The 22,401-nt window shown below is 23.6% G+C and carries 26 protein-coding genes and 1 tRNA gene; 18 read left to right on the forward strand and 9 right to left on the reverse strand.

What is annotated here, in order from left to right; genetic code table 4:
- Positions 1–39 precede the first annotated feature (39 nt).
- From AACK83_RS01715 to AACK83_RS01725, 3 genes are all read left to right on the forward strand, one after another.
- The gene (locus AACK83_RS01715; RefSeq protein WP_338958945.1) at positions 40–996 is read left to right on the forward strand and encodes an SGNH/GDSL hydrolase family protein; all 957 of its coding nucleotides are present in this window, start codon (positions 40–42) and stop codon (positions 994–996) included.
- A 55-nt stretch (positions 997–1,051) separates the two neighbouring features.
- Positions 1,052–1,315 carry a hypothetical protein gene (locus AACK83_RS01720; protein ID WP_338958947.1) on the forward strand — a complete coding sequence of 88 codons (264 nt, stop codon included), beginning with the start codon at positions 1,052–1,054 and terminating at the stop codon, positions 1,313–1,315.
- Between the two features lie 98 nt (positions 1,316–1,413).
- Positions 1,414–2,226 carry a hypothetical protein gene (locus AACK83_RS01725; RefSeq protein ID WP_338958949.1) on the forward strand — a complete coding sequence of 271 codons (813 nt, stop codon included), beginning with the start codon at positions 1,414–1,416 and terminating at the stop codon, positions 2,224–2,226.
- Between the two features lie 10 nt (positions 2,227–2,236).
- Here AACK83_RS01725 and AACK83_RS01730 read toward each other — a convergent pair whose 3' ends face one another.
- Positions 2,237–2,467: a hypothetical protein gene (locus AACK83_RS01730; protein ID WP_338958951.1), complete on the reverse strand. Its 231-nt coding sequence runs from the start codon at positions 2,465–2,467 to the stop codon at positions 2,237–2,239.
- Positions 2,468–2,715: 248 nt separating this feature from the next.
- Here AACK83_RS01730 and hprK point away from each other — a divergent pair, with 248 nt between their 5' ends.
- The 9 genes from hprK (at position 2,716) to AACK83_RS01775 (ending at position 11,276) form a co-directional block, all read left to right on the forward strand.
- Positions 2,716–3,663: an HPr(Ser) kinase/phosphatase gene (gene hprK / locus AACK83_RS01735; protein ID WP_338958953.1), complete on the forward strand. Its 948-nt coding sequence runs from the start codon at positions 2,716–2,718 to the stop codon at positions 3,661–3,663.
- A gap of 32 nt (positions 3,664–3,695) precedes the next feature.
- Positions 3,696–4,907, forward strand: coding sequence for a prolipoprotein diacylglyceryl transferase (locus AACK83_RS01740; RefSeq protein ID WP_338958956.1), 1,212 nt, complete (start codon positions 3,696–3,698; stop codon positions 4,905–4,907).
- Complete coding sequence (gene trxB, locus AACK83_RS01745) at positions 4,891–5,856, forward strand: thioredoxin-disulfide reductase (protein WP_252319900.1); 966 nt, start codon at positions 4,891–4,893, stop codon at positions 5,854–5,856. Before AACK83_RS01740 ends, trxB begins: the two co-directional genes overlap by 17 nt.
- Before the next feature lie 23 nt (positions 5,857–5,879).
- Positions 5,880–6,827, forward strand: coding sequence for a DNA-binding protein WhiA (gene whiA, locus AACK83_RS01750; protein WP_338958958.1), 948 nt, complete (start codon positions 5,880–5,882; stop codon positions 6,825–6,827).
- Between the two features lie 34 nt (positions 6,828–6,861).
- Complete coding sequence (locus tag AACK83_RS01755) at positions 6,862–7,158, forward strand: helix-turn-helix domain-containing protein (RefSeq protein WP_252319896.1); 297 nt, start codon at positions 6,862–6,864, stop codon at positions 7,156–7,158.
- 236 nt (positions 7,159–7,394) lie between these two features.
- The gene (locus tag AACK83_RS01760; protein ID WP_338958961.1) at positions 7,395–7,853 is read left to right on the forward strand and encodes a hypothetical protein; all 459 of its coding nucleotides are present in this window, start codon (positions 7,395–7,397) and stop codon (positions 7,851–7,853) included.
- An 8-nt stretch (positions 7,854–7,861) separates the two neighbouring features.
- On the forward strand, positions 7,862–9,478 hold the full coding sequence (tyrS, locus tag AACK83_RS01765) for a tyrosine--tRNA ligase (protein ID WP_338958964.1): 1,617 nt from the start codon (positions 7,862–7,864) through the stop codon (positions 9,476–9,478).
- 16 nt (positions 9,479–9,494) lie between these two features.
- Positions 9,495–10,571 (forward strand): hypothetical protein, encoded by a 1,077-nt coding sequence (locus tag AACK83_RS01770; RefSeq protein WP_338958967.1) that lies wholly within the window; start codon positions 9,495–9,497, stop codon positions 10,569–10,571.
- Between the two features lie 189 nt (positions 10,572–10,760).
- Complete coding sequence (locus AACK83_RS01775) at positions 10,761–11,276, forward strand: hypothetical protein (protein WP_338958970.1); 516 nt, start codon at positions 10,761–10,763, stop codon at positions 11,274–11,276.
- A gap of 66 nt (positions 11,277–11,342) precedes the next feature.
- On the opposite strand, the gene AACK83_RS01780 is transcribed toward AACK83_RS01775, so the two are convergent.
- The 5 genes from AACK83_RS01780 to AACK83_RS01800 form a co-directional block, all read right to left on the reverse strand.
- Positions 11,343–11,684 carry a hypothetical protein gene (locus tag AACK83_RS01780; RefSeq protein ID WP_338958972.1) on the reverse strand — a complete coding sequence of 114 codons (342 nt, stop codon included), beginning with the start codon at positions 11,682–11,684 and terminating at the stop codon, positions 11,343–11,345.
- 234 nt (positions 11,685–11,918) lie between these two features.
- On the reverse strand, positions 11,919–12,530 hold the full coding sequence (rpsD, locus tag AACK83_RS01785; RefSeq protein WP_174480874.1) for a 30S ribosomal protein S4: 612 nt from the start codon (positions 12,528–12,530) through the stop codon (positions 11,919–11,921).
- Between the two features lie 273 nt (positions 12,531–12,803).
- Positions 12,804–13,676: a BspA family leucine-rich repeat surface protein gene (locus AACK83_RS01790; RefSeq protein ID WP_338958976.1), complete on the reverse strand. Its 873-nt coding sequence runs from the start codon at positions 13,674–13,676 to the stop codon at positions 12,804–12,806.
- A 327-nt stretch (positions 13,677–14,003) separates the two neighbouring features.
- Positions 14,004–14,180, reverse strand: coding sequence for a hypothetical protein (locus AACK83_RS01795; protein ID WP_338958979.1), 177 nt, complete (start codon positions 14,178–14,180; stop codon positions 14,004–14,006).
- Between the two features lie 251 nt (positions 14,181–14,431).
- Positions 14,432–15,400, reverse strand: coding sequence for an SGNH/GDSL hydrolase family protein (locus AACK83_RS01800; protein ID WP_338958982.1), 969 nt, complete (start codon positions 15,398–15,400; stop codon positions 14,432–14,434).
- 409 nt (positions 15,401–15,809) lie between these two features.
- Between AACK83_RS01800 and rplM the strand changes: the two genes are divergently transcribed.
- The 3 genes from rplM (at position 15,810) to AACK83_RS01815 (ending at position 18,049) form a co-directional block, all read left to right on the forward strand.
- Positions 15,810–16,250, forward strand: coding sequence for a 50S ribosomal protein L13 (gene rplM / locus AACK83_RS01805; protein ID WP_252319876.1), 441 nt, complete (start codon positions 15,810–15,812; stop codon positions 16,248–16,250).
- 6 nt (positions 16,251–16,256) lie between these two features.
- The gene (gene rpsI / locus AACK83_RS01810) at positions 16,257–16,664 is read left to right on the forward strand and encodes a 30S ribosomal protein S9 (protein ID WP_252319874.1); all 408 of its coding nucleotides are present in this window, start codon (positions 16,257–16,259) and stop codon (positions 16,662–16,664) included.
- Positions 16,665–16,948: 284 nt separating this feature from the next.
- Positions 16,949–18,049 (forward strand): hypothetical protein, encoded by a 1,101-nt coding sequence (locus AACK83_RS01815; RefSeq protein ID WP_338958984.1) that lies wholly within the window; start codon positions 16,949–16,951, stop codon positions 18,047–18,049.
- Between the two features lie 101 nt (positions 18,050–18,150).
- Here AACK83_RS01815 and AACK83_RS01820 read toward each other — a convergent pair whose 3' ends face one another.
- From AACK83_RS01820 to AACK83_RS01830, 3 genes are all read right to left on the reverse strand, one after another.
- Positions 18,151–18,573: a hypothetical protein gene (locus AACK83_RS01820; RefSeq protein WP_338958986.1), complete on the reverse strand. Its 423-nt coding sequence runs from the start codon at positions 18,571–18,573 to the stop codon at positions 18,151–18,153.
- A 188-nt stretch (positions 18,574–18,761) separates the two neighbouring features.
- Positions 18,762–19,019, reverse strand: coding sequence for a hypothetical protein (locus tag AACK83_RS01825; protein WP_281748997.1), 258 nt, complete (start codon positions 19,017–19,019; stop codon positions 18,762–18,764).
- 122 nt (positions 19,020–19,141) lie between these two features.
- Complete coding sequence (locus AACK83_RS01830; protein WP_252319474.1) at positions 19,142–19,303, reverse strand: hypothetical protein; 162 nt, start codon at positions 19,301–19,303, stop codon at positions 19,142–19,144.
- Between the two features lie 176 nt (positions 19,304–19,479).
- On the opposite strand from AACK83_RS01830, the gene AACK83_RS01835 reads away from it, so the two are divergent.
- From AACK83_RS01835 to AACK83_RS01845, 3 genes are all read left to right on the forward strand, one after another.
- Positions 19,480–19,556: transfer RNA gene (locus AACK83_RS01835), tRNA-Ile, on the forward strand.
- Positions 19,557–19,865: 309 nt separating this feature from the next.
- Positions 19,866–20,954, forward strand: a complete 1,089-nt coding sequence (locus AACK83_RS01840; protein ID WP_252319476.1) for an ABC transporter ATP-binding protein — start codon at positions 19,866–19,868, stop codon at positions 20,952–20,954.
- Positions 20,954–22,366 (forward strand): ABC transporter permease, encoded by a 1,413-nt coding sequence (locus AACK83_RS01845; RefSeq protein ID WP_338958991.1) that lies wholly within the window; start codon positions 20,954–20,956, stop codon positions 22,364–22,366. Before AACK83_RS01840 ends, AACK83_RS01845 begins: the two co-directional genes overlap by 1 nt.
- The last annotated feature ends 35 nt before the right edge of the window (positions 22,367–22,401 follow it).

Consider the following 22,401-nt stretch of genomic DNA (forward strand, 5'->3'; position numbering starts at 1 on the left):
GATATTTTCAGTTTAAGTTTATTGTTAGAAGGAGAAGTCATGAATGATAATGAAAAAATAAAAGGTAATTTTTATGTTCTAGGAGATAGTTTATCAGACACAGGAGCATTAGTAAGTGGTTTTACAGCTCTTTTTAAGCATTTAAAAATACCTAAAATAGTTAAAATGTTACCACCATTTTATAAAAATTCTTTTTCTAATGGTCCTGTGGCAGCACAAATTATTGCCGATTATTTGCATATAAATTTAACTTCTGCTTGAAGATTTGACCTTTTTTTATTTGCTGATGAGCAAATTGGTAATAATTATGCAGTTAGTGGAGCTTTAGCTAGTAGAAAAAAAGAATTAACAGTAGAAAGTTTTGTTATTAATCATTTTGATATTATTCATCAAGTAGATGCTTTAATTAGTCAGCATCATATTAATAGCAATGATATAATTTTAGTAGAGTTTGGTGGTAATGATATTTTATATGCTTTTAAACAATCATTATTAAACGACCAAGAAGAAATTATTAATAAAGCAGTTGAGTTAATAAAAAATGCTTTAACTAAATTGATAAATAAGGGTGCTCAACGTATTTTATTATGTAATGTTCCTAATATGAGTATTATCCCTTTATTTAAAAATAAAGAAAAAGATAAGGAACGTATTTTAAATTTAACTACTAATTTTAATAAAATGTTAGATAGTGTTATTGAAGAATTAAATAAAAATAAAAAAAATATTATTAAATATGATATGTTTGCAGCGATAACAAATGCTATTAATAAGTTTAAAAGTTTGAATATTAATAACAATATTATTGATGCAGCAGTTACTACTGATTTTAGTGAAATAATTAATAATGGTATTATTGTTCCTCATTTCAATGAAGGTGTTAATGAAGAAAATATTAATAATTATTTCTTTTTTGATAGCATTCACCCTAATAAATGAGCACATAATATTATGGCTCAAGAATTAATTAAATTAATAAATGATAATAAGAATTAATTAGAAATATTTATTTATAAGAGTTATAATTTTGTTATAAAGGAAAAAAATAAATATGAAAAAAGAATGAGTTAAATTAATTAAAGTAGACTTTATGCATGGTGTTGAAGAACCTTGATGTAATAACAAAGGTGTTGCAATATTACCATTTATAATTAAAGATGATGGTAGTCGTTATTTTATGCAAACATGTGAGAGTAATCCTTTATTTAATAAAAATAAGTTGGGTAAATATAGTTCAATTACTGGTGGAGTGGAAAATAATAATCCTTTGGAAACAGTTTATAATGAAATGAGAGAAGAAACTGGTTTTTTTTAACAAAAGATACACCTATTTACTTTTTAGGTACTCATTATGCTTCAAAAATAAGCACTAAAGTATGATATTATTATGCAATTGATTTAACTGCACTTAATTTGGATATTAATGATAAATATTATGGTGTTGGTGATGGAACAATAGGAGAAAATAGTTTATATAGTAAATTTATTCCTGAAACAGAATTACGGTTTTCAAACGATTCTTTTTCTCTGACAATTTATGGTAAGTTATTCAATTCTATAAGTCACAATTGTTTTAAAAACATTAATTTTAAAACATTATTATTAAACAATTATTGCGATTCAAAAGCAGAAATATTTAATTCTGCAACTAATAATAATTTGAAGAGAAATATTTTTATTTCGGGTATAGCTAATAATTATGAAGAATTTGGTACTATAAAGAAAAGTAAAAAATTTGTATTTGATTTATCAAATTTCTTATGTAAAGAAAATAAGAAAATAATAAATGCATTTGGAATCGGCGTTGGTGATGAAATAGTAAGTGGTGCTGTTAAGTATGCTAAAGAAAATAGTATTGTTTTGGATAAAATTCTTGATGTATGACCATTTCCGCAACAACTTAAAAAAGGTTGACCAGAATATCGTAATCAGTTAATAGATAAAGCAGACATTGTACTATTTATTTTTGGTAATAAAATGGATGAAAATAATAATATTGTTTTATCAAAAGGTGTATTAAATGAATTTGAAATTGCTAGAAATAAAAATAAAATAATAATTCCTATAGCTTCAACTGGTTATGCTGCTAAAGAAATATTTATAAAAATAGAAAATGATATAAAAAATTTTAAATATTTAAAAGATTATTTACATGTTCTTAAGAATGAAAAAAATGCTGCAAAGATAGTTAAAACTATTATTCAAATTTTAGATAATATTAACTAGTAATATTTATTTATATTTTATTTCTTGATGGTAATTGTGGAGGCGTACCACTTCCAATTGGACTTAGTTGTCCTAAATAATTAATAAAATGATAATCTCATTTTTCAGAAACTAAATCACCAGTATTTTTTTCATTTTTATTTTTATCAATAGTTTCATAAATATGATTTAAATTTTGATTGATAGATGATGAGATAATATTTTTTAATACTAATTCAAAAGGAATATAGTTGCTATTCATAAAAAGTTAACACCAATTTCTAATATTTTAATTTTTAACAATTTTTAAAAAATTATATCATAATAATTTTATTTGATAATGAAATGTTTAATAATTTTTTATTATATTATTCAATAGTTTTTTTAATGTTTTTAGAAACTTATGTATATTTTTTGTTAATAATAAACTTTCTGTTGATATATTATATATAATTATATTATGTTTAAAATTAATCAAAAATTTTAATTATAAAAGGTAGGAAATTAAGTATGGAAAACCTTAGTGTTGGCGAAATAATAACAAAATTTAATTTAACAATTTTATATATTAATCCCAAAATTCCAATTGAAAAAAGAATTATTACTAATATTGGTACTAATCGTGGTGGTTTAGAGTTAACAGGATTTAAAACTAAACAAATCTCACGTAGTCGTCGTATAATTTTATTAAGCAGTAAAGAAAGCGAATATATTTCTTCTTTACCAAAAACAGAATTTAAGAACCATTTTAGTAATATTTTAGAAGATCATATTCCTGCTATTTTTGTAACACCTAATTTTAAATTTAAAAAAGAATTATGTGACTGTGCTAAAGCGATTAATTCAACAGTTCCAATTATTGAAGTATTATTTTTTACTTCTGAATTTGCAGCAACAGTTTCTACGTATATTGTTGAACGTTTATCTGAATCTAAACGTTTACATGGTACTCTAGTAAATATTTTTGGTTATGGTGTCCTAATTACAGGTGAAAGTGGTATTGGTAAATCAGAAACAACATTAGATTTATTACGTAATGGGCACTTATTTGTTGGCGATGATAGTATTGATATTTTAAAAGTCAACAATAAAATTGTAGGAAAAGTTAATCCGATTATTAAAAATTTAATTGAAATTAGAGGAATAGGTATCCTAGATATTACCAAAATGTATGGATATCATGGTATAATGCATGAGAGTCAAGTAAATTTAATTATTAATTTAATTAGAATTGAAAATGATGGTTGAACTAAAGTTGATCGACTTGGTGATCATAATAACTTTGATGTTTTTTTTGAAATTAAAGTGCCTAAAATAATTATTCCTGTTAGTCCAGGAAGAAATTTAGCTGATTTAATTGAAGCAGCAGTTATTAGTTTAAAGTTAAAAGATGAAGGTCAAGACGCTACTGCTAGTTTTCAAAAACAAATAATTAGAAATTTAACAAAAAAGAAATAATTTAATTATTAAATTATCAAAAAGGAAAAAATATGATTAATGATGATGGATACAATAGTTTAATTACCGATATTCCGGGAACGGGAATTCATATTTATTCAGTATTAATGGCAATAGGTTTTTTAACTGCTGTCATTGCTTCATGAATAAAATTATATCGTCGTAATATTCCAACTAAAACTTTAGAATGAGGAACATTAGTTATTGCATTAGCAGGATTAATAGGAGCAAGAGCATGATATGTTCTTAATAATACTAGCACAATTGAAAATGCACTTGATGTAGTTGCCGTTTGAAGAGGTGGTATGGCAATTGAAGGAGGCGTTACAGTTGGAATGATAGTAGGGTTCTTTATTTTTTATCGTACTTCAAAACAGTTACAAATTTCAATGTGAGTTTTTATTGATTGTATTGTTCCAAATATTTTATTAGGTCAAGCGATTGGTAGATGAGGTAATTTTTTTAATCAAGAATTACTAGGAACTGATGTTGGTCATCCTTTCAGTTGATTACCAACATGAATAAATAATCATTTACATTATGGTTTTAATAGCGATAATCGAGATCCTGTTGCTGTTTATCGTCAACCTTTATTTTTATATGAGTCATTATCTTCATTATCTTCATTATTTGGTTGATTCTTTTTAACGTTTTTTGTACCAAAAACAGGACAAATATTTAGTAAAAAACCATGAAAATTAGATTCTTCGCAATTTATTTCGCCTTTAAAGACTAATCCAATTGTTGGAAAAGATTTTTTAAAACCTTGAACGGTTATTAAAAAAATTCATGGATATCGTAAATTTAAATATGAAAGTTGAAAACAAGCATATTTTGATTTTACACCCAATAAGAATAGTGTTAAAAGTGTTGAAAAAATACCTTGAAAAGATGTTAAAACACATTCAAAAGTTAAATCAAAGATAAAAAAATGATATTTAAAGATTAAATATAATATGCAACCACATTCTAAATCTTTAAATACTATGTATAATCCTAATAATTATCGAGTAACGTATGCAGGAGTATCAGGTAGTTTATACTTTGTCTTTTATGGTATTATTAGAATGATTTTAGAACCACTTCGTGATAATAGAGACATTATGAAAATAGCCAATGTTTCAACTTCAATGATAGTTTCTGGAATGTGAATTATTTTAGGTGTTATTTTAGTAATATTTGCACAAATTATTGCACCATCAAGATTTCGTAAAGGAGAATGATTATATGAAAAATCATACTAATAAAGAAAATAAATATGATTATGATTTAGTAGTTATTGGTGGTGGTCCAGCAGGAATGACAGCTGCTATTTATGCACAAAGAGCAAATCTTAAAACTGTGATTATTGAAAAATATATTGTTGGTGGAAAAATGATTAAAACTTCTGAAATTGAAAATTATCCAGGTTATGATTATATTTTAGGGCCTGAATTATCAGAAAAAATGCAAAAGCAAGTTGAGAAACTACAAGTTGAATTTGTTACTGATGAGGTTATTAAAATTACAGATAGTGAAAATCATAAAATTAAAACAGTCCTTTTAAGTAGTGGTGATGTTCTTATTGCTAAAGGAGTAATTATAGCTACTGGTTCATTAGAACGTAAAATTGGTGTTCCTGGTGAAGAAGAATATGCTAATCGTGGTGTTTCTTATTGTGCTGTTTGTGATGGTGCTTTATTTAAGAATAAAATTATTAGTGTAGTTGGCGGTGGTTATGCTGCTTGTGAAGAATCTTTATATTTAACAAGATTTACTAATAAAGTTAATCTTATTCATCGTCGTGATCAATTTCGTGCTGATGATAAAACCGTTAATAAAGTTAAAAATAATGAAAATATTAATTTAATAACTGATCATGTTGTATTAAAAGTATTAGGTACTGAGGATAAGAAAAAAGTAGGTAAATTAGAAATTCAAAATATTAAAACTAAGGAAATTAGTGAAATTACTACTGATGCCTTATTTCCTTATATTGGTTCTGATCCTGTTACAAAATTTGTTAAAGATTTAGATATTTGTGATAGCAATGGTTATATTATAGTTAATGATAAGTGTCAAACTAAAATCCCAGGATTATATGCAGCTGGTGATGTAATTGCTAAAAATTTAAGACAAATAGTAACTGCTGTTAACGATGGAGCGATTGCAGCACAATATTTAATAAATTTTATTGATAATTTTAATGAATAAAGTGTACAATTGAGGTGATAGTAATGATATCATTTACAACAAGTGTAAAAGATGAAATCTGTCAAAAAAGTTTTAAAAATTGTTGTCAGAAATCTTTGCTATCAGCATATTCGCTTATTAATGGTAAGATTACAAATTCAGATAAAATAAATAATGAGATTATTATTCATAGTTTTCATAACAAAACCACTAGGTTAATATATAAATTTTTAAAAAATCAATATAAAGATGTAAAATTGATAGTTATGGTGGATGTTTTAAATAAATTTGAGCGTCCAAAGGTGTATAATATTCGTATTAATAATAAAATTGATTTTATTATTAATGATTTAATGCTTCAAGATAAATATCTTTTTATTGAGAAAGAAGCTATGCACCAGCATATAATAAAAGAGCATTGTATAAGAGCGTATATCGCAGGAATCTTCCTTGTAGTTGGCAGTATCAATTCTCCTTCAACACCTAACTACCATTTGGAATTACAATTTCATAATGATATGTTGGCTAAAAAAATTAAAAATATTTTATTACAAATTTTTAAATTAAACTTTAAAACAATAAAACGTCGTAATAAAACGGTGCTTTATCTAAAAAAATCTAATGTAATTTCTGACTTTTTAAAAATAATTGATTGTCCACAAGCAGTTTTCGCTTTTGAAGATAAACGCATTTCACGAGAATTATTTAATAATATTAATCGTTTTAATAATATTGATATTTCTAATCAACAAAAAATTTTAAATGCTGGAGACCAGCAAGTTATAATGATTTCTGTTTTAAAGGATAAAAAACTTTTCAAAGCGTTGTCATTAAAAGCTCAAATTATTTCAAATTTAAGATTAAAAAATCCTGAAGCATCACTTTCAGAATTGGGTGAACTTTACTATCAAGAAACTGGTTTTGTCATTACTAAGTCTGGGGTTAATCATTTAATTCGCGAAATTAAGAAAAAGTATCAAGAAACATTGTAAGTTAATAATAAAAAGTATAAGAGGAGGCCATACAATGAAAAAGAAAGAAATTTTAAGCAAAGGTCGTCAAGATTTATTGAATGCTTTTGGAAAACGAATGAAAACTTTACGTAATCAAAAAGGTAGAAAATTTTCACAAGAGAAACTTGGAGAAGCAAGCGGCCTACATCGTAATTATATTTCTGATGCTGAAAGAGGAACAAGAAACGTATCTTTAGTTGCAATCTTAAAAATAATTAATGGGTTGGATTCATCTATTAGTGAGTTTTTTGCTGTAGGGTTTGATAATATTGATACTTCAAATTTATATGACACATTTAGTGTTGAATAAAATCAATTTAATACACTTTTAGTAGTACTTTATAAATAAGTACTACTTTTTTATTATTTTATTTTTTATTAAAAATAAATTTGAGAAAAGTATTAGTACTTTTTATAAAATTAATTGATATTCACTAGTAATTTTTTTATCTTAATGAAGATTATGAAAATTATTCACTTTATATTAGGAATAATTAATCATTAAAATGTTATAATTTAATTATTGATTATCATTAAGGAGTTATTATGACAATAGAAAATACAGAAGTTGAAATTGAAAATGTTACTACTAATGTTGATAATGCTAAAAAAGAACCTTATCAGTTAAGTAGTATTATTTCACCTATATTTGGTCTTAATCATCAAAAAATAACTACGATTCCAATTAATATTAAAAAAGCTGATAGCAGTTCTAGCACTATTGAGCAATATGTTGATAAAAAAACTAAAGAAAATATTTTTCGTGAAAAAGAAGTAGCGTATAATAATTCTAGTAATCTTGATAATACTAGAATTGCACAAATTAAAAAAAATAGAGAACAACAACAAATATATGATAGTTTACCATCGCGCTATCTAGAATTTCGCGATAAAATATTTAAAGAAACTACATCTATTAATTACAATAATGCAAGTAATAATAACGATACAGTTATTACAACTATTGATTTGTTAGTTGATGATATTTTAGATGAAAATAAATAGGAGATGCTATGAATAATATAATAAAATCCAATATTATTGACGAATTAAAATGACGTAATATCTTAAAAGATATTAGTAGCATAGATAAAGTAATTAATGCAGGAAAATTAGGAAAAGGAATATATTGTGGTTTTGATCCAAGTAATGATTCATTACATTTGGGTAATTTACTACAAATTATTTTATTGCATCGTTTTGCTATATTTGGTTTTCAACCAATTGCTGTTATTGGTGGTACAACGGCAATGATTGGTGATCCAAGTGGTAAAAATAAAGAACGTAATTTATTAGATGAAAATGTGTTACAAACTAATGTTAGAAAAATAAAAGAGCAGTTAGTGACATTATTAAGTTATGAAAATATTGATAATTTAACATCATTAGAATTAATTAAAACATGTAATTTATTAAATGATAAAGAATATGAAACATTAGAGATGATTATTAAAAGTATTAATCCAAATAATCAATATCAACAGACTTTAAGTAGTATTTTAAAAACATTGCCCTTACCTTGAGAAGAATTAGGATTATCAGCATCATTACTAAAAACTTTATATGAAATTTGTAATTTTGATCAAAAGTGAATTACTATGAAAAGTGATTTAAATAATCTTTCCTTTAAACAATTGTTAAATTATTGTGATAGTTATGTAGAAACTTGAATTACATTTTTAAAATTACCATTGGGAACATTAAACAATAAAATTAAACCAATTAAAATTATTAATAATCAAACATGATTAGGCCCACTAACAATTACAACTTTTTTGCGTGATATTGGTAAGCATTTTAATGTTAATCAAATGTTAGGCAAAGAAATGATTGCTAATCGTTTAAATTCTGGAATTTCTTATACTGAATTTTCTTATATGGTATTACAAGCGTATGATTTTTATCATTTATATGAAAAAGAGCAATGTTATATTCAATCTGGTGGTAGTGATCAATGAGGAAATATTACTTCCGGTTTAGATTTAATTAGAAAACAAAAAGGTGATGAACATCATGCTGCCGGTATTACTATTAATTTATTAACTAAATCTAATGGTGAAAAATTTGGTAAAAGCGAAAAAGGTGCTATATTTTTAAATAGTGAAAAAACTTCGCCTTATGAGTTATATCAATTTTTATTTAATCAAGAAGATAAAGATTTGCCTACTTTTTTTAATTCTTTAACTTTATTTAGTGAAGAACAAATAGCAAAAATTTTAGTAATTCATAACAGTGATGTTAAGCAACATTATGGACAAAAGATTTTAGCAGCTTTATTAACAGTATTTATTCATAAATTAAATGGATATTTTAGTGCTATTAATATTACTAATGCTTTTTTCCACGACCGGATTCATCAAATGAAATCATCTGAGATTTTACAGGTTTTAAAAGATGTACCACATTTTAATCTTAATCATAATGAACAAATAATTGATTTTTTAGTTAATAATCAAATTTGTAATTCAAAAAGAATAGCAAGAGAACTAATTATTCAAGGTTCAATTGTTGTTAATGGTGAAAAAATTACCAATATAAATTTTCTTATTAGTAAAAAAAACGCAATTAATAATCAAGTAACAGTTATTAAAAAAGGTAAGCGTCATTATTTTATAGTTGTTCATAAATAAGGAAGGGTATTTAAATATGATATTTATTAATGTTTCTCCATTATTATGGGATATTATTATTTTTGCTATTATTATTTTTGGTATTGTTACTGGCTTTTTTATTGGGGGAAGAGCATTAACATTTATTAGCGCTGGTAATTTACTTAGTATTGGTTTAATGTTGGCATTTAAACCAATGTTAATAGATTCTTTTAAAAATATGGTATCACCATGGTTTAGTGACCTTAGCGGTAGTTTTGCTTCATTTAAGAATTTATTAACTGATAATATTGGATTTTTGATATATGCTATTGTTTGAATTATTGGTATTAATATTTTATTTTGAATAATCTATATTATTTTATATTTTGTACTTTTTAATAAAAATAAAATTGAACACAAAGCAATAAATGCTACAGCGGGAATTTTAATTAATTTTATTAGAATGAGTATTTTAGGTAGTATCATAATAATTATGATGGGTACTAGTGTTTTCGGTAATAAATTATTAAGTTATGGTGTTATTAAAAATGAAATACCAACAACTTCTGTTACTCATAAAATATTTAGTAGTATTGATAATAATCTTCCTTTTTTAAATGTTAATGTAACAGACATTAACACTGTTATTGATTTATATCAAAATAGTGAAACATTAAAGCAGAGTATAAATGAATTAAAAAATAATACAACTTATGAGGAATGTTATAGTACTGTTGAAAAGTTAAAAATGATAGGTATATTAAGAGTAGATGAAACCGATAAAATTGCTAATGCTCTAAAAGAAATGGAATCAACAGGTGATATCAATGCTAATAAAAAAATAATTATAGAACTCTTGCAACAACACGGAGTTGATAATTTTTTAGATGTTAATGATATGGTATTAGTTTTTAATGCTTATGCTAATATACTTAATTTATATTCGGAAGTAGTACAAGTATTTGATAATAATTTAAAAGATATGCCAAGAATAGATACTACACTTCCAAAAAATATGGGTCGTTATAATCTTTTAAAGCCTAAAATTTCTGCTTTTACTAATTCAATTAAAGATGTAATAGTAAGAGAACATATTATTCAAAATTTAAAAAATATTTATAATCCGTTTTAATAAAAATAAAAAAATAGTTGAGGAATTTAATTTTTACTTATAACTGGAGTAGTAATTTTTCTTTGTGTTTTAAAAAAAAATATGATATTATTACCTAGTAATTTAATAAATGTTCTTTCCTAGTATAGATATTTTCTATATTAGGATTTTTATTAAGTTAATTTTAATAAGCAAAGGAAGATAAAGAATATGTTAGATGATTTATTAAGAAAAACATTAGAAAACACACCTAAAGAATATAAGAAAAATATGATTGACAGTTTCAGAATAAATATAGGTAAAATAATTAATAATATTAATGACTATATAGACGTTGAAGAGAAAATTTATAATGCAGAAAGTAAAGCAGGATATTCTGTTTCTTATAATCCTTTTTATATGTCACTTCAACATCGAATTAATATCCAACTATTAAAAGAAATAGTAAATGCTCTTAATAATGTTGATGAATTAGAAAAGTTTAAAAAATTAGAAGAAATATATAAAGAATTAGTTACTAGAAAAGAAGAAATTGAAACACCAAATTCAAGATGAAAGAATGCTAATAAATATAAAGAACCTAATAATCCTGACTTACAAACAAGAATTAATCAAATTTTAGAAAATGGTCCATTAACAAGACAACAAAATTTTATTGATGCAGCAAATCAAGAACATATTCCTAATAATGGTAATGGTTCAAATAGTTTTCATAATGTTATATAATATATGAACCTATATTAAGTTCATTATTTATAGAGAACATATAAAAGTTACCCTTTGGGGTAACTTTTACAATATTTTATTTTTTATTAAATCAATAGTATTTTCTACTTGTTTATTATTACTTTCTTTTTTGTCTTTTGTCTTAATAAATCGATAAGTACTAATGATTAAAAAACCTATATAAATTAAATAAGATATCGTTAATACTGATATTAGTAAAATATTATCATAATAATTTTTAGTAAAAAATGAAAATATGTTACTAAAAATTAAAGGAATTATAGCTATTCATAAAATTAAATATTTCTTTTTGTTTTTACTAATTCCTAATCAGCCAATAGCTGTTATCATAACAGCTATCACAAAAGTAATACTAACTATTTTTTCAGAAATTTCATTTTTAATCATTTTTATTCTTCCTTTACTCATCTATAATTAACATTATATCATTTAATTTAATTGACATAGTAGTTGTAGAAAATTAATTGGTACTTTTGTTTTAAGGAAATTGATTAATAGATAATTAATTTATATTTTATTTTTTCAAAAATAAAAAAAATAATAAATGCTTTTATTGATATTTACCATCTAAAAAATAAATCTGTTATCAATTGATAACAGATTTTAAATTAATTATTAATTTTAAGCACGTCCATATGATTCAACAACTAATGCTTCATTAATATCAGTATTTAGTTCGTCACGTAGTGGATGACGTACATATGTACCAATAAATGTTTTTTTATTGAATTCAATAAATGGTAATGTTGAAGCATTAGCGCTTAATGCTTCAATAATTTTTGCATTTTTTTGTGCTTTTTCAGTAATAGTAATTTTATCTCCTATTTTAACACGATATGAAGGAATATTAACTTTTTTACCATTAACTAAAACATGACCATGATTTACTAATTGACGAGCACCTTTTCTTGTTAAAGATAAACCTAAACGAAAAACAATATTATCTAATCTTGATTCTAAGAATACCAACAAGTTAGTACCAGTAACACCATGAGTTTTTTTTGATTCATCAAATAAATTTTTCATTTGACGAGCATTTAAACCATAAGTGAAACGAATTTTTTGTTTTTCTTGTAATTGTAATCCATAGTTAGAAAGTTTAATTCTTTTTTGACCGTGTTGTCCAGGAGCGAATGTTCGCTTTTTTCCTTTTGCAAATTCTTTACCAGATTCAAGAATTGAGAAGTTTAATCTTCTTGATTTTCTAAAAACCGGACCAGTATATCTTGACATAATAAAAACCTCCTTGGAATGTATACAAACACAAAGAGACTTTAATAAGTTCTCATTAAGATAGTTTACAATTCGCCAGAACAGCACTGGTTACTATTAAGATTAATAGAAAATTCTACTAATAAAAAGAATAATCTTTGAGGGTAAACTATTTGCAACTTAATAATACTTATTTGCTGCTTTCGTGAATGCTTGTTAATTATAGGATAAGTAATGTTATTTGTCAAATATTATTTTTCATTTTTGCAATTAAATATCATTAAATTTTAGTTATTATTTTTTTAAAAAATAATTTAAATTTATATAATAAAATTTAGTATTTAATTTAAAAAAGTTAGTTATTGAATTTTGGTATTTTTTGTCATCAGTTATTCCTGAATTCCAGAAAAAGTCAATATATTCTATGACTTTTTCTACATTTCATTGTGAAATATCTTGATTAAATTTTTTTGCGTCATAGAACATAAAATTCATATCTGTTACATTTGAAACATTTCAACCGGAAATGTTTTGATTAAATTTTTCGGCACCAGCAAACATACTACGCATGTCTGTTACTTTTTCTACATTTCATGTTGAAAGCTCTTTATCAAATTCAAGAGCGTTACAAAACATGTAACTCATATCTGTTACTTTAGAAGTATTTCAGTTTGAAATATTTCCATTAAAGTATTTTGCATAGTAAAACATGTAACTAATATTTGTTACATTAGAAGTATTTCACTTTGAAAGATCTTGATTGAATTTTGAAGCACCACCAAACATATTATGCATAGTTGTTACATTTGAAACATTTCATTTTGAAATATTTTGATTGAATGATTGTGTAAGAGAAAACATTGATGTCATGTTTGTCACTTTTGAAGTGTCTCAGTTTGAAATGTCTTGGTTGAATTTTGAGCTACCAGAAAACATTTCTTGCAATGATGTTATTTCTGATGGTAGTTTGTCAGGTACTTTTTCAATTATTCTTGGCATTTTAACCACTTGAATTTCACCTTGTTGATTTTTATAAAAACCAATTTGAACAACCTCTTTACTTTCTATATTTGACAAATCTTCTATATTAGTTTTTATTTCTTCTCCATTTTTATTTTTGTAAATTGTATCTTGTTGTGTTTTGTATGTTTTTAATAATATTTTCATTAATAAAACCCCCTTTTTATTTACTTTTAATATTTTTTAGATAAATATAATTGATAGACTTATTATTTTAAACTTATATTTATGAATTTATATAACTTTTTATTATTATCTTAAGATTTATTTAAAAATATTTACTTTTAATTTATAATAAAATTTTTATTTAAGTTCATAATTATGATATTAAAGATAAGCAATATAGTTTTGATAAATCTTAATTAAAGTTTATATGTGAAAAAATTAATATACAATAAAAAATATTTAATGTTAATTATTATGAGTAAACTTGATTAAAATTTTTAATTATTTATTTTTAATACCATTTTTTATTTATTGACTAAAAACACCCATACTATCATTTTTATCTCATGAACCAATTCTATTTGTAACAAGCCTTATTCCTTGATCTTCTGGTAGTCTTTTAAAAAAATTATTTATTTCTTGAAAATGATCAATAATAACTTTTATTGTTGTATAAATATCATCTTGACTTATACTACCACCCAATCCAGTATCGTCTTCTTTTGCAAATTTATTGATAATTTTAAAAAATAATTGTTTAAAATTTTCTTGTTTTTCAGTATTATAGATATTTTGGATATGTAAAAAGTTATCATAACTAATTTTTACTTTTATTCAATCATGTGCAGCAGGACGATAATCTACTTCAAATAGATTTTTATTATTAAATTTGTATAAAAATTTGTATAAATCATTAGCAATTTGTTCTTGAACTCATTTTGTTGGATGAAATTGATCTAAAAAAAATAGTTATCAATATTTTGTGAGTTTGCACCAGAAACATATTGAGTTTGTAATATTCCATTTTTTCCAAGAGTATTTATATCAATTTTAGTAGCATTTGAATCTTGGTATTGACTTCCTCTATTTTTGAATTGTTCAAATAGTTTATTAAATTTTGAAAAAACATCATACTCTTTAATATTTGTTTTTTCAAAGTTTTTATTTGCTTTTTTAATTTCTTCAGTTAATTTTAAGTTAAATTTATTTACAAGATTTGTCATTGGTTGTTGATTAATAGTTTCTTTATAGTTAGGAATTAATCCCATATCAGCAATATTTGTTATAACTATTTTTTTAATATTTTTATTAATTAATTCTGTTAAATCTTCATCAAGTTTATTAATAATTTTATTAATAGCATTATCAATATCAGTAATGTTATGATCAATTATTCACATTAAATCATTAGTTCCAATGTTTATAAAAACTAAATCATCATTATAAAAATCACTATGTTGTTTTATTAATGATTTTATTTGCTCATCAAGTGAAAATTTATTTAAAAATAAACCTTCAAGACCATAAACTTTTTCTATAAATGTTCCACCAACAGCGTAGTTAGTACCTATTTGTGAAAAATGTTGACCATTTAATGCTATAAAGTCTCATCCAGCTGTAACTTTTTGTTTTAATTTTTTACTAATTAATTCGGTTGCAGCAGGGCCATTACATCAAGATCGATTTTGATAATAAGGAGGTTTTAATTGTACATCATGAGATTTCATAAGTTCCTCTGGGAGGGGAATATTTTGAAAAAATTGACTTCCTGCACCAACCAATGCTCCTACATCTGATAAACTGTCTCCTAAAGTATAAAAATTATTTTGAAAATTACTTGTATTATAATTTGCATTACTTAATGTTGAGATTATGTTTGTCATTAATAAAGAACATGTTGTCATTAGTTTTATTAAATTTTTCATAGTTATTTATTCTCCTTTTAATTTATTTTTAGTTTTTAATTTATTGTTTAAATAATGATATATTTTGGTATATATTTTTTAATTTGTATTTTTGTAGAATTAAATTAAGACTTATTTAAAAAGTATTTTAAATAAGTCTTAATTTAAGTTTATAATTGAAAAAAATAATATATAATAAAAAAATGTTTAATGTAATTATTTTTAGAAAATAATACTATATTTTTAAAAAATAAATATTTTTATAAGAGTTAGTTATAACTTTTAATTATTTATTTTGTAATCGATAATTTTGTGTAAAAATAATTATTAAATCTTTGATAATACTTGTTTTTTTAAATAAGTTTCTATATAATTATTAATGCTTTAAGCAATGTAGTCCCGGTAAAAATTACACTGTAAGGAGAAAAAAATGCGTCAAACAACAATGAATTTCAGTAACATTGAAAAAAAGTGATATGTTATTGATGCCAGTGGTTTAATTTTAGGACGTCTTGCAACTAAAGTTGCAATGATATTGCGTGGTAAAAATAAACCTTCATTTACACCACATTTAGATTGTGGAGATTATATCATTATTATTAATGCAAACAAAATTAAATTAACAGGTAATAAATTACAAGATAAGAAGTATTATAACCATTCACAATATCCTGGTGGATTACGTGTACGTAATGCACAAAGTATGATTGCTAAAGATGCTTCTGAATTAGTAGAGATAGCGATTAAAGGTATGCTACCAAATACTACCTTAGGTCGTAAGCAATTTACACATCTTCATGTTTATAACCATGATCAACATCAACATCAAGCCCAAAACCCCGAAGTTTTAATATTAGGCCAAGAGGAGTAGACTTTTATGACAACATCTAATAAACCCGTAACTTATTCAAGTTCAGGCGGACGTAAAACGTCAACTGCCCGTGTTCATTTAAAAAATACTGGTCAATCAAAAATATTAATTAATGGTTTTGAGCCTTTAAAATATTTAGAACAAGAAATCTTAGTTCAAGATATGTTATTACCTTTAAAAGTAACTAATACGTTAGAAAACTTTGAAATTAATATCAAAGTTGAAGGTGGCGGAAGAACTGGTCAAGCTGGTGCAGCACGTTTAGCTTTATCTAATGTTTTAGTTAAGGTGTCAGAAGATTATCGAGTATTATTAAGACAATTTGGATTATTAACTCGTGATGCACGTAAAAAAGAACGTAAAAAATATGGTTTAAAAGCAGCCAGAAAAGCACCGCAGTTTTCAAAACGTTAATATAATAAAAAAAGAGTCTCAGACTCTTTTTTTATTACTATTATCTAATATTTTTTTATTATTATAGTATTACTAGAATTTTATATATTATTTTTGTTTATAATTTACTTTTTTATTTATATAACTTTCTTTTTTTTAAAATTTGTATTTCTTTAAATAAATTAGAGGTGTTTTTATTATAAACACTATATATGTGTAAAATAAGAATATCAATAATTTGTTTTAATAATAATGTAAAATTAATTTACAAAAAATTTAATAAAATTAAGGAGAGATTTTAATTTATGCCAAAAGAAATTAAAAGAAAAAGAAAAGTTATTGTAGGAATGGTTGGTGGGGCAGTTTTGGCTGGTGGATTAATCGGGGGTATTATAGCAATTTCTGAAATATTAGTTCAAAATGAGGGGGTATATCAAGAAAAATTAAATATTTTTAATTGACCTGAATCTTATGGTGCAATATCAACTTTATTAAATATAAATAATGATTTATATGTCGGAACTAGTAATAGTGTATATAAAATTAAAGATAATGCAAGTAATACAAAAGACAAAATAATAACACCAATTAGTGGTATTAATGGTTATATTTCTAGTTTAGTTGTTACTAATGATGGAACTGTTTATGTAGCAACTTTTGCTAATGGACTTTTTAGATATTCTCCTGAACAAAATATTTTGACACAAATATCAGAAATAACAGGAGAAGTTTATAGTTTAGTAGCTATGGGTAATAATGTATATGTTGGAACAAGAACTTCTGATTGTTATGGTAAGTTATTTATGATTGAATCTAATAAAAAAGTATCAGAAATTAAGGATTGAATTGAAACATATGGTGAAGTTAGAAGTTTAGCGGTTATTGATAATGATTTGTATATTGGTACTAAAACTGGTACATATACTGGAAATTTATTAATATTTAAGCCTAATGGAATATTAGAATTGTTAAAAAAATGAAATCAAAATAATGGTGAAGTTTGGAGTTTAATAGTTTTTGGTAATGATTTATATATTGGAAGTAGAAATCAACTATATGAAAGTAGACTATTTAAACTTTCTCTTAAAGGAGAAAAAATAACAGAAACTATTGGTTGAAGAAATAATAAAAATTATGGTGAGATTTGAAGTTTAGCTTTTGTTAATAATGATTTATATGTTGGAAGTAGAGTTCAAGTTATTGATAATAAATTTTTTAAAGGTGGATTATATAAGTCATCTGATGGTGGTATTACTTTTACTGAAGTATTTGGTTGAAATAAAGATTATGGTGCGGTAGTAAGTTTATTACTTGCAGATAATAATTTATATATTGGAAGCAAAAACTATAGTGATAAAACTAATCAAAATTATCAAGGGAAGTTATTTTTTAAAAGAATAAAATAAAATTATTAAAAAAAATAAAAAACATTATAATAAAAATATTATAATATTTAGAAAATATTTAGTTTTTAAATTATTAATAAGATAAAGTATATTAATAAAAATTAATGAACATAGTAATTATTAATAATTTCACAATTTTCGATTGCATCTCAAAAATTATTATTTTTTTCTTTTATTTTAAAAATAAAAATAATTACTATGAATAGAAATACTGTATATAATAAAATTGGAACGATAATTATACAAAAGATAACTCCAATCTGTAATTGAATTCAAGGATAGTAATTATCAGGAAAATGATTTAAGTTACAGAAAGAACTTGCCGAAGTGCTAATAGTATAATTTAAACCAAAATGTTTTAATATTGTATATCCATCTTTAAAATTTGAATGACATTGTTCCTTATTATCGAATTTAAAATAAAAGTTACTAAATCAAATTAAGTATAAACCAGTAATTGTAATTAAAACCGTGATTGCAAATAATATTATAGTTGTTAACTGTAATATTTTAACTTTTTTCATTTTGATACCTCTTTAAATATAAAAAAACATTTTTAGATAATAAAAATAATAAGTTAAGAACTATATTATTTTATGTAAAAATGATAACAAATTTATATTGTTTTTACAATTATTGATTGTATAAGCAAAGTTTTAATTAATTATATAAATGAATAATATTAAGAAAATATTCAAATATTTTCTTAATATTATTTTGATTTATTAATTTGATTCAATATTCTACTTGCATCTAAATTAAATGGTATTACAATAATTTCATAGTGAATAATTTCGCGATTAGGATATCCAAATTTTGTCACTATTTCTTTAAAACTTAGATGAAATAGTGTTGCTAATTCTAATGTTTCAAATGCTTTATATTTTATGTCATCACTTTGATTTGTTTTATATTTTAATAAATAAATTTCTTTGAGTTTTATTTTCATTTCATTTTTATTGCCATTCATTTTTTTACCTCTCAAACTTATATAATTTAACAAGTAAATTATATATAAATTATATCATTTTACTTAATTCATATTTAGTATTTTTTATTAAAAATTTTAATAAATATACAATAAAAATATGATTATGAAAACGTAGGTGATTTTGCAATAATATCATCATTAATTTTCTCTATATTTTCATTCTCATTTATATCTTTTATATCATCATCATTTAGTGTTGCTTCTTTTCCTAAATTTTGATTTCATTTTTCAATTTTTAAGATATGTATTTTAATCTTTGTCATTCTGAATCCTCTCTTAATAAAAAACCTTGTATGAATAAATTATACAAAAAATTTTTTTTACTTTTAAAAATATAAATTTTTATTATAAGAATATTAAATAAAAATTAAATAAAATATTGTTATTATATATTGCAATCGTGCTTGAACAAATATATAATATCTCTGTTGCTCTTTTTGGGACTATAGCTCAGCTGGTTAGAGCGCACGCTTGATAAGCGTGAGGTCGATGGTTCAAGTCCATTTAGTCCCACCATTATATGTGAAATTATGAAATAAACAGTTTTGTTTATTTTTTTTTATTTAAATCAAATTAAAAATTATAATAAAGATGTAAATCAATTGATTTATTAAGAATATAAAAAGTTATATTAAAAACCTATGATTAATCAGATATTTTAATTAGTGATAGGTTTTTAGTAATTGTTATTTTTTTTAGTATGTTTTATATTATTAATTTTTTTTATTTTTGAATTATAAATTAATATATAATATATCAGTATATTAGTATTAAGTATATTAACCATATAGTAATTATTATATTTAAGTAGTTAGGAGAATGAGTATGAAAAAACAAGAAATATTAAAACCAGTTATTAATAGTTCTTTAGTTGAAGATGATGTTAATGCTAAATCAAAAGAAAAACATAAATTTCTAAATTTTATTAAATCATATTTTAAAAACTGACGTAATCATTATAACCGTAATGTAATAGTTAATCCCGAAGATGCTCAATATGCAGTTTTAATTCGTGATTTTACTAAACAGTTTAAAAAATTTAAAGCTGTTGATAATGCTATTATTAAAGTTAAAAAAGGTACTATTCATGGTTTTATTGGTCCAAATGGATCAGGTAAAACTACTACTATTAAGTGTTTAATTAGCGCTATGGTTGAAACACACGGTGATTTAATTATTCATGGTAAGCGTTCATGAACAGTTGAAGCAAAAAAACAAGTAGGTTATATTCCAGAAGCTGCAAGATTTCCTAAACGAATTACTACTTATGATTATTTAATTTCAATGGGACAAATTAGTGGTTTGAAATATAAAATTGCTAAGGAAAAGACAGAAATGATTTTAAAGGAATTAGATTTATGGAAATTTAAAAAACGCAACCCTAATGCTTATTCTTCGGGTATGAAGAAAAAGGTGTTATTAGCACAATCACTATTAAATAATCCAGATGTCTTAATTTTAGATGAACCAGCCGCTAATCTTGATCCAACAGCAAGAACAGAACTGTTTAATGATTTAAGAAAGCTTCGTGAACAAGGTAAAACTGTTTTTATTTCATCACATATTTTATCTGAATTACAAAATTTAGCCGATGAAGTTACTGTTTTAAATTATAGTAAAGTTGTTTATACAGGATTGGTTAATAAAACTGATTCATTATATGAAATAAGTTCTAATAATAACAATAATAAATTAATGAAGTTATTAATAGATAAAAAATTTTCAGTAGATGTTAATGAAAATCGTTTATTGGTAAATATTAAAACTGAAGCACAAGTTGCAGAAGTATTAGCAATTGCTTTAAGTGCTAATATCATCATTACTTATTTAAAACCATATACTGTTGATTTGCAAACAATGTATGAACGAATTGTTATGGAAGCTAATGATAAAAATAAGAAGGGAGAAAAATAATGCCAATATTTCGTTATATTTTTAAAAAGATGATTGCTACTCCTTCAACTTGAATTATTTTTATTATAACTTTAATTTTTCTTGCTTTATCTTGGTCTTTAATTTCGTTATTTGTGGGTTCTGAAGCAATAAAACAATTAACTTATGATCAAGCATTAAATTTTTATGTACCACAATGAAAAGTATTATCGTTCTCGGTACTTTTATCAATTATGATTTTTGTATTTATTTCAGTTAAAGCAACACAAGTTTTTCGTGATGAAATTGATGATGGTACTTTATTGATTTTAGTATCAAAGCCAGTTAGTAGAACTAGAATTTGAACTGAAAAGTTATTATCTTTACAAGTGGTAATTATTTTATATTTATTTTTATCTATTTTTATTGCTAGTTTTGTTATTACTATTCCTGGCATTGGTAGCTCAACTATTTATAATGTGGTATTTCCTTATTTATGAATTTTATTTGGTGTTGCTATTATTTTTGATTTAATTATTTCTTCAATTGCTATTTTATTTTCATTAATTTTAAATGCTAAGGCTTTAGTTGCAATTATGATTGGAATGGCTGCTTTATTCAATATTTTTGCGACATTAATTAATGGTTTAGTAACATTTGATCCTACATATTATGTTGTTTCACAGTCATTAGCAGTTTATAATAATGTAAAAGCTAAATTAGATAAAACTGATATTGATTGAATTAATGACGTATATAGAAAAGACCCAACAACTACTATTGAATCTATTCAAAAGGCTATGTTTAGTATTTACGATACATATATTAAAGAAGTTAAGTATCCTAATAATTATGATTATCAAAAAGAACAAACAATAGTATTAGCAATTAAGAATGGTAGTACTAGTACTCCACCAACTACTGATGCTCCTAAGGACTTAGTTACTCATATTTACAATATTAGTAATGCTTTTCGTCAATGAAAAGAACAAAGTTTTGAAGAATTAATGACAGGTAAAAAAGTTGGACTAGATAACCTTGGTCCCAAAAGATCAAATGGTGTTGGTAGCAATAATGTTGATTATTCAGTAAATCTTATGATTACGGGTTTAAATACATCTCTTTCTCAATCACAATATGATGCTCTTAATACTAAGACATCACAAGTTAAAGCAATGCGTTATTTAAATATTTTTTATCAATTAAAATATATTTGAGATGGAATATCGACTGAACAAAGTTCAATCTTTGCTTATCCAAGTGAGTATGCTATGACAGCAGATCCTTATTTAGTTAGTTTTAATAAAGTTAACACAAATTATCAAGTTGATACCAATAAAGCAACTAATAGTAAAATTCTTAATTTTCCAGTTTTATTGACTGTGTATGTTTTGCTTGGTATTGGTTTATTGAGTGCTTCATGATTAGTATTTAATCGTAGAGATTTTACTTAGCAGTTTAGTATTTTTTATATATTAAATTTCAAACC

The sequence above is a fragment of the Spiroplasma endosymbiont of Tiphia femorata genome, from assembly GCF_964020225.1.
In the GTDB taxonomy this organism is placed as follows: domain Bacteria; phylum Bacillota_I; class Bacilli_A; order Mycoplasmatales; family VBWQ01; genus Spiroplasma_E.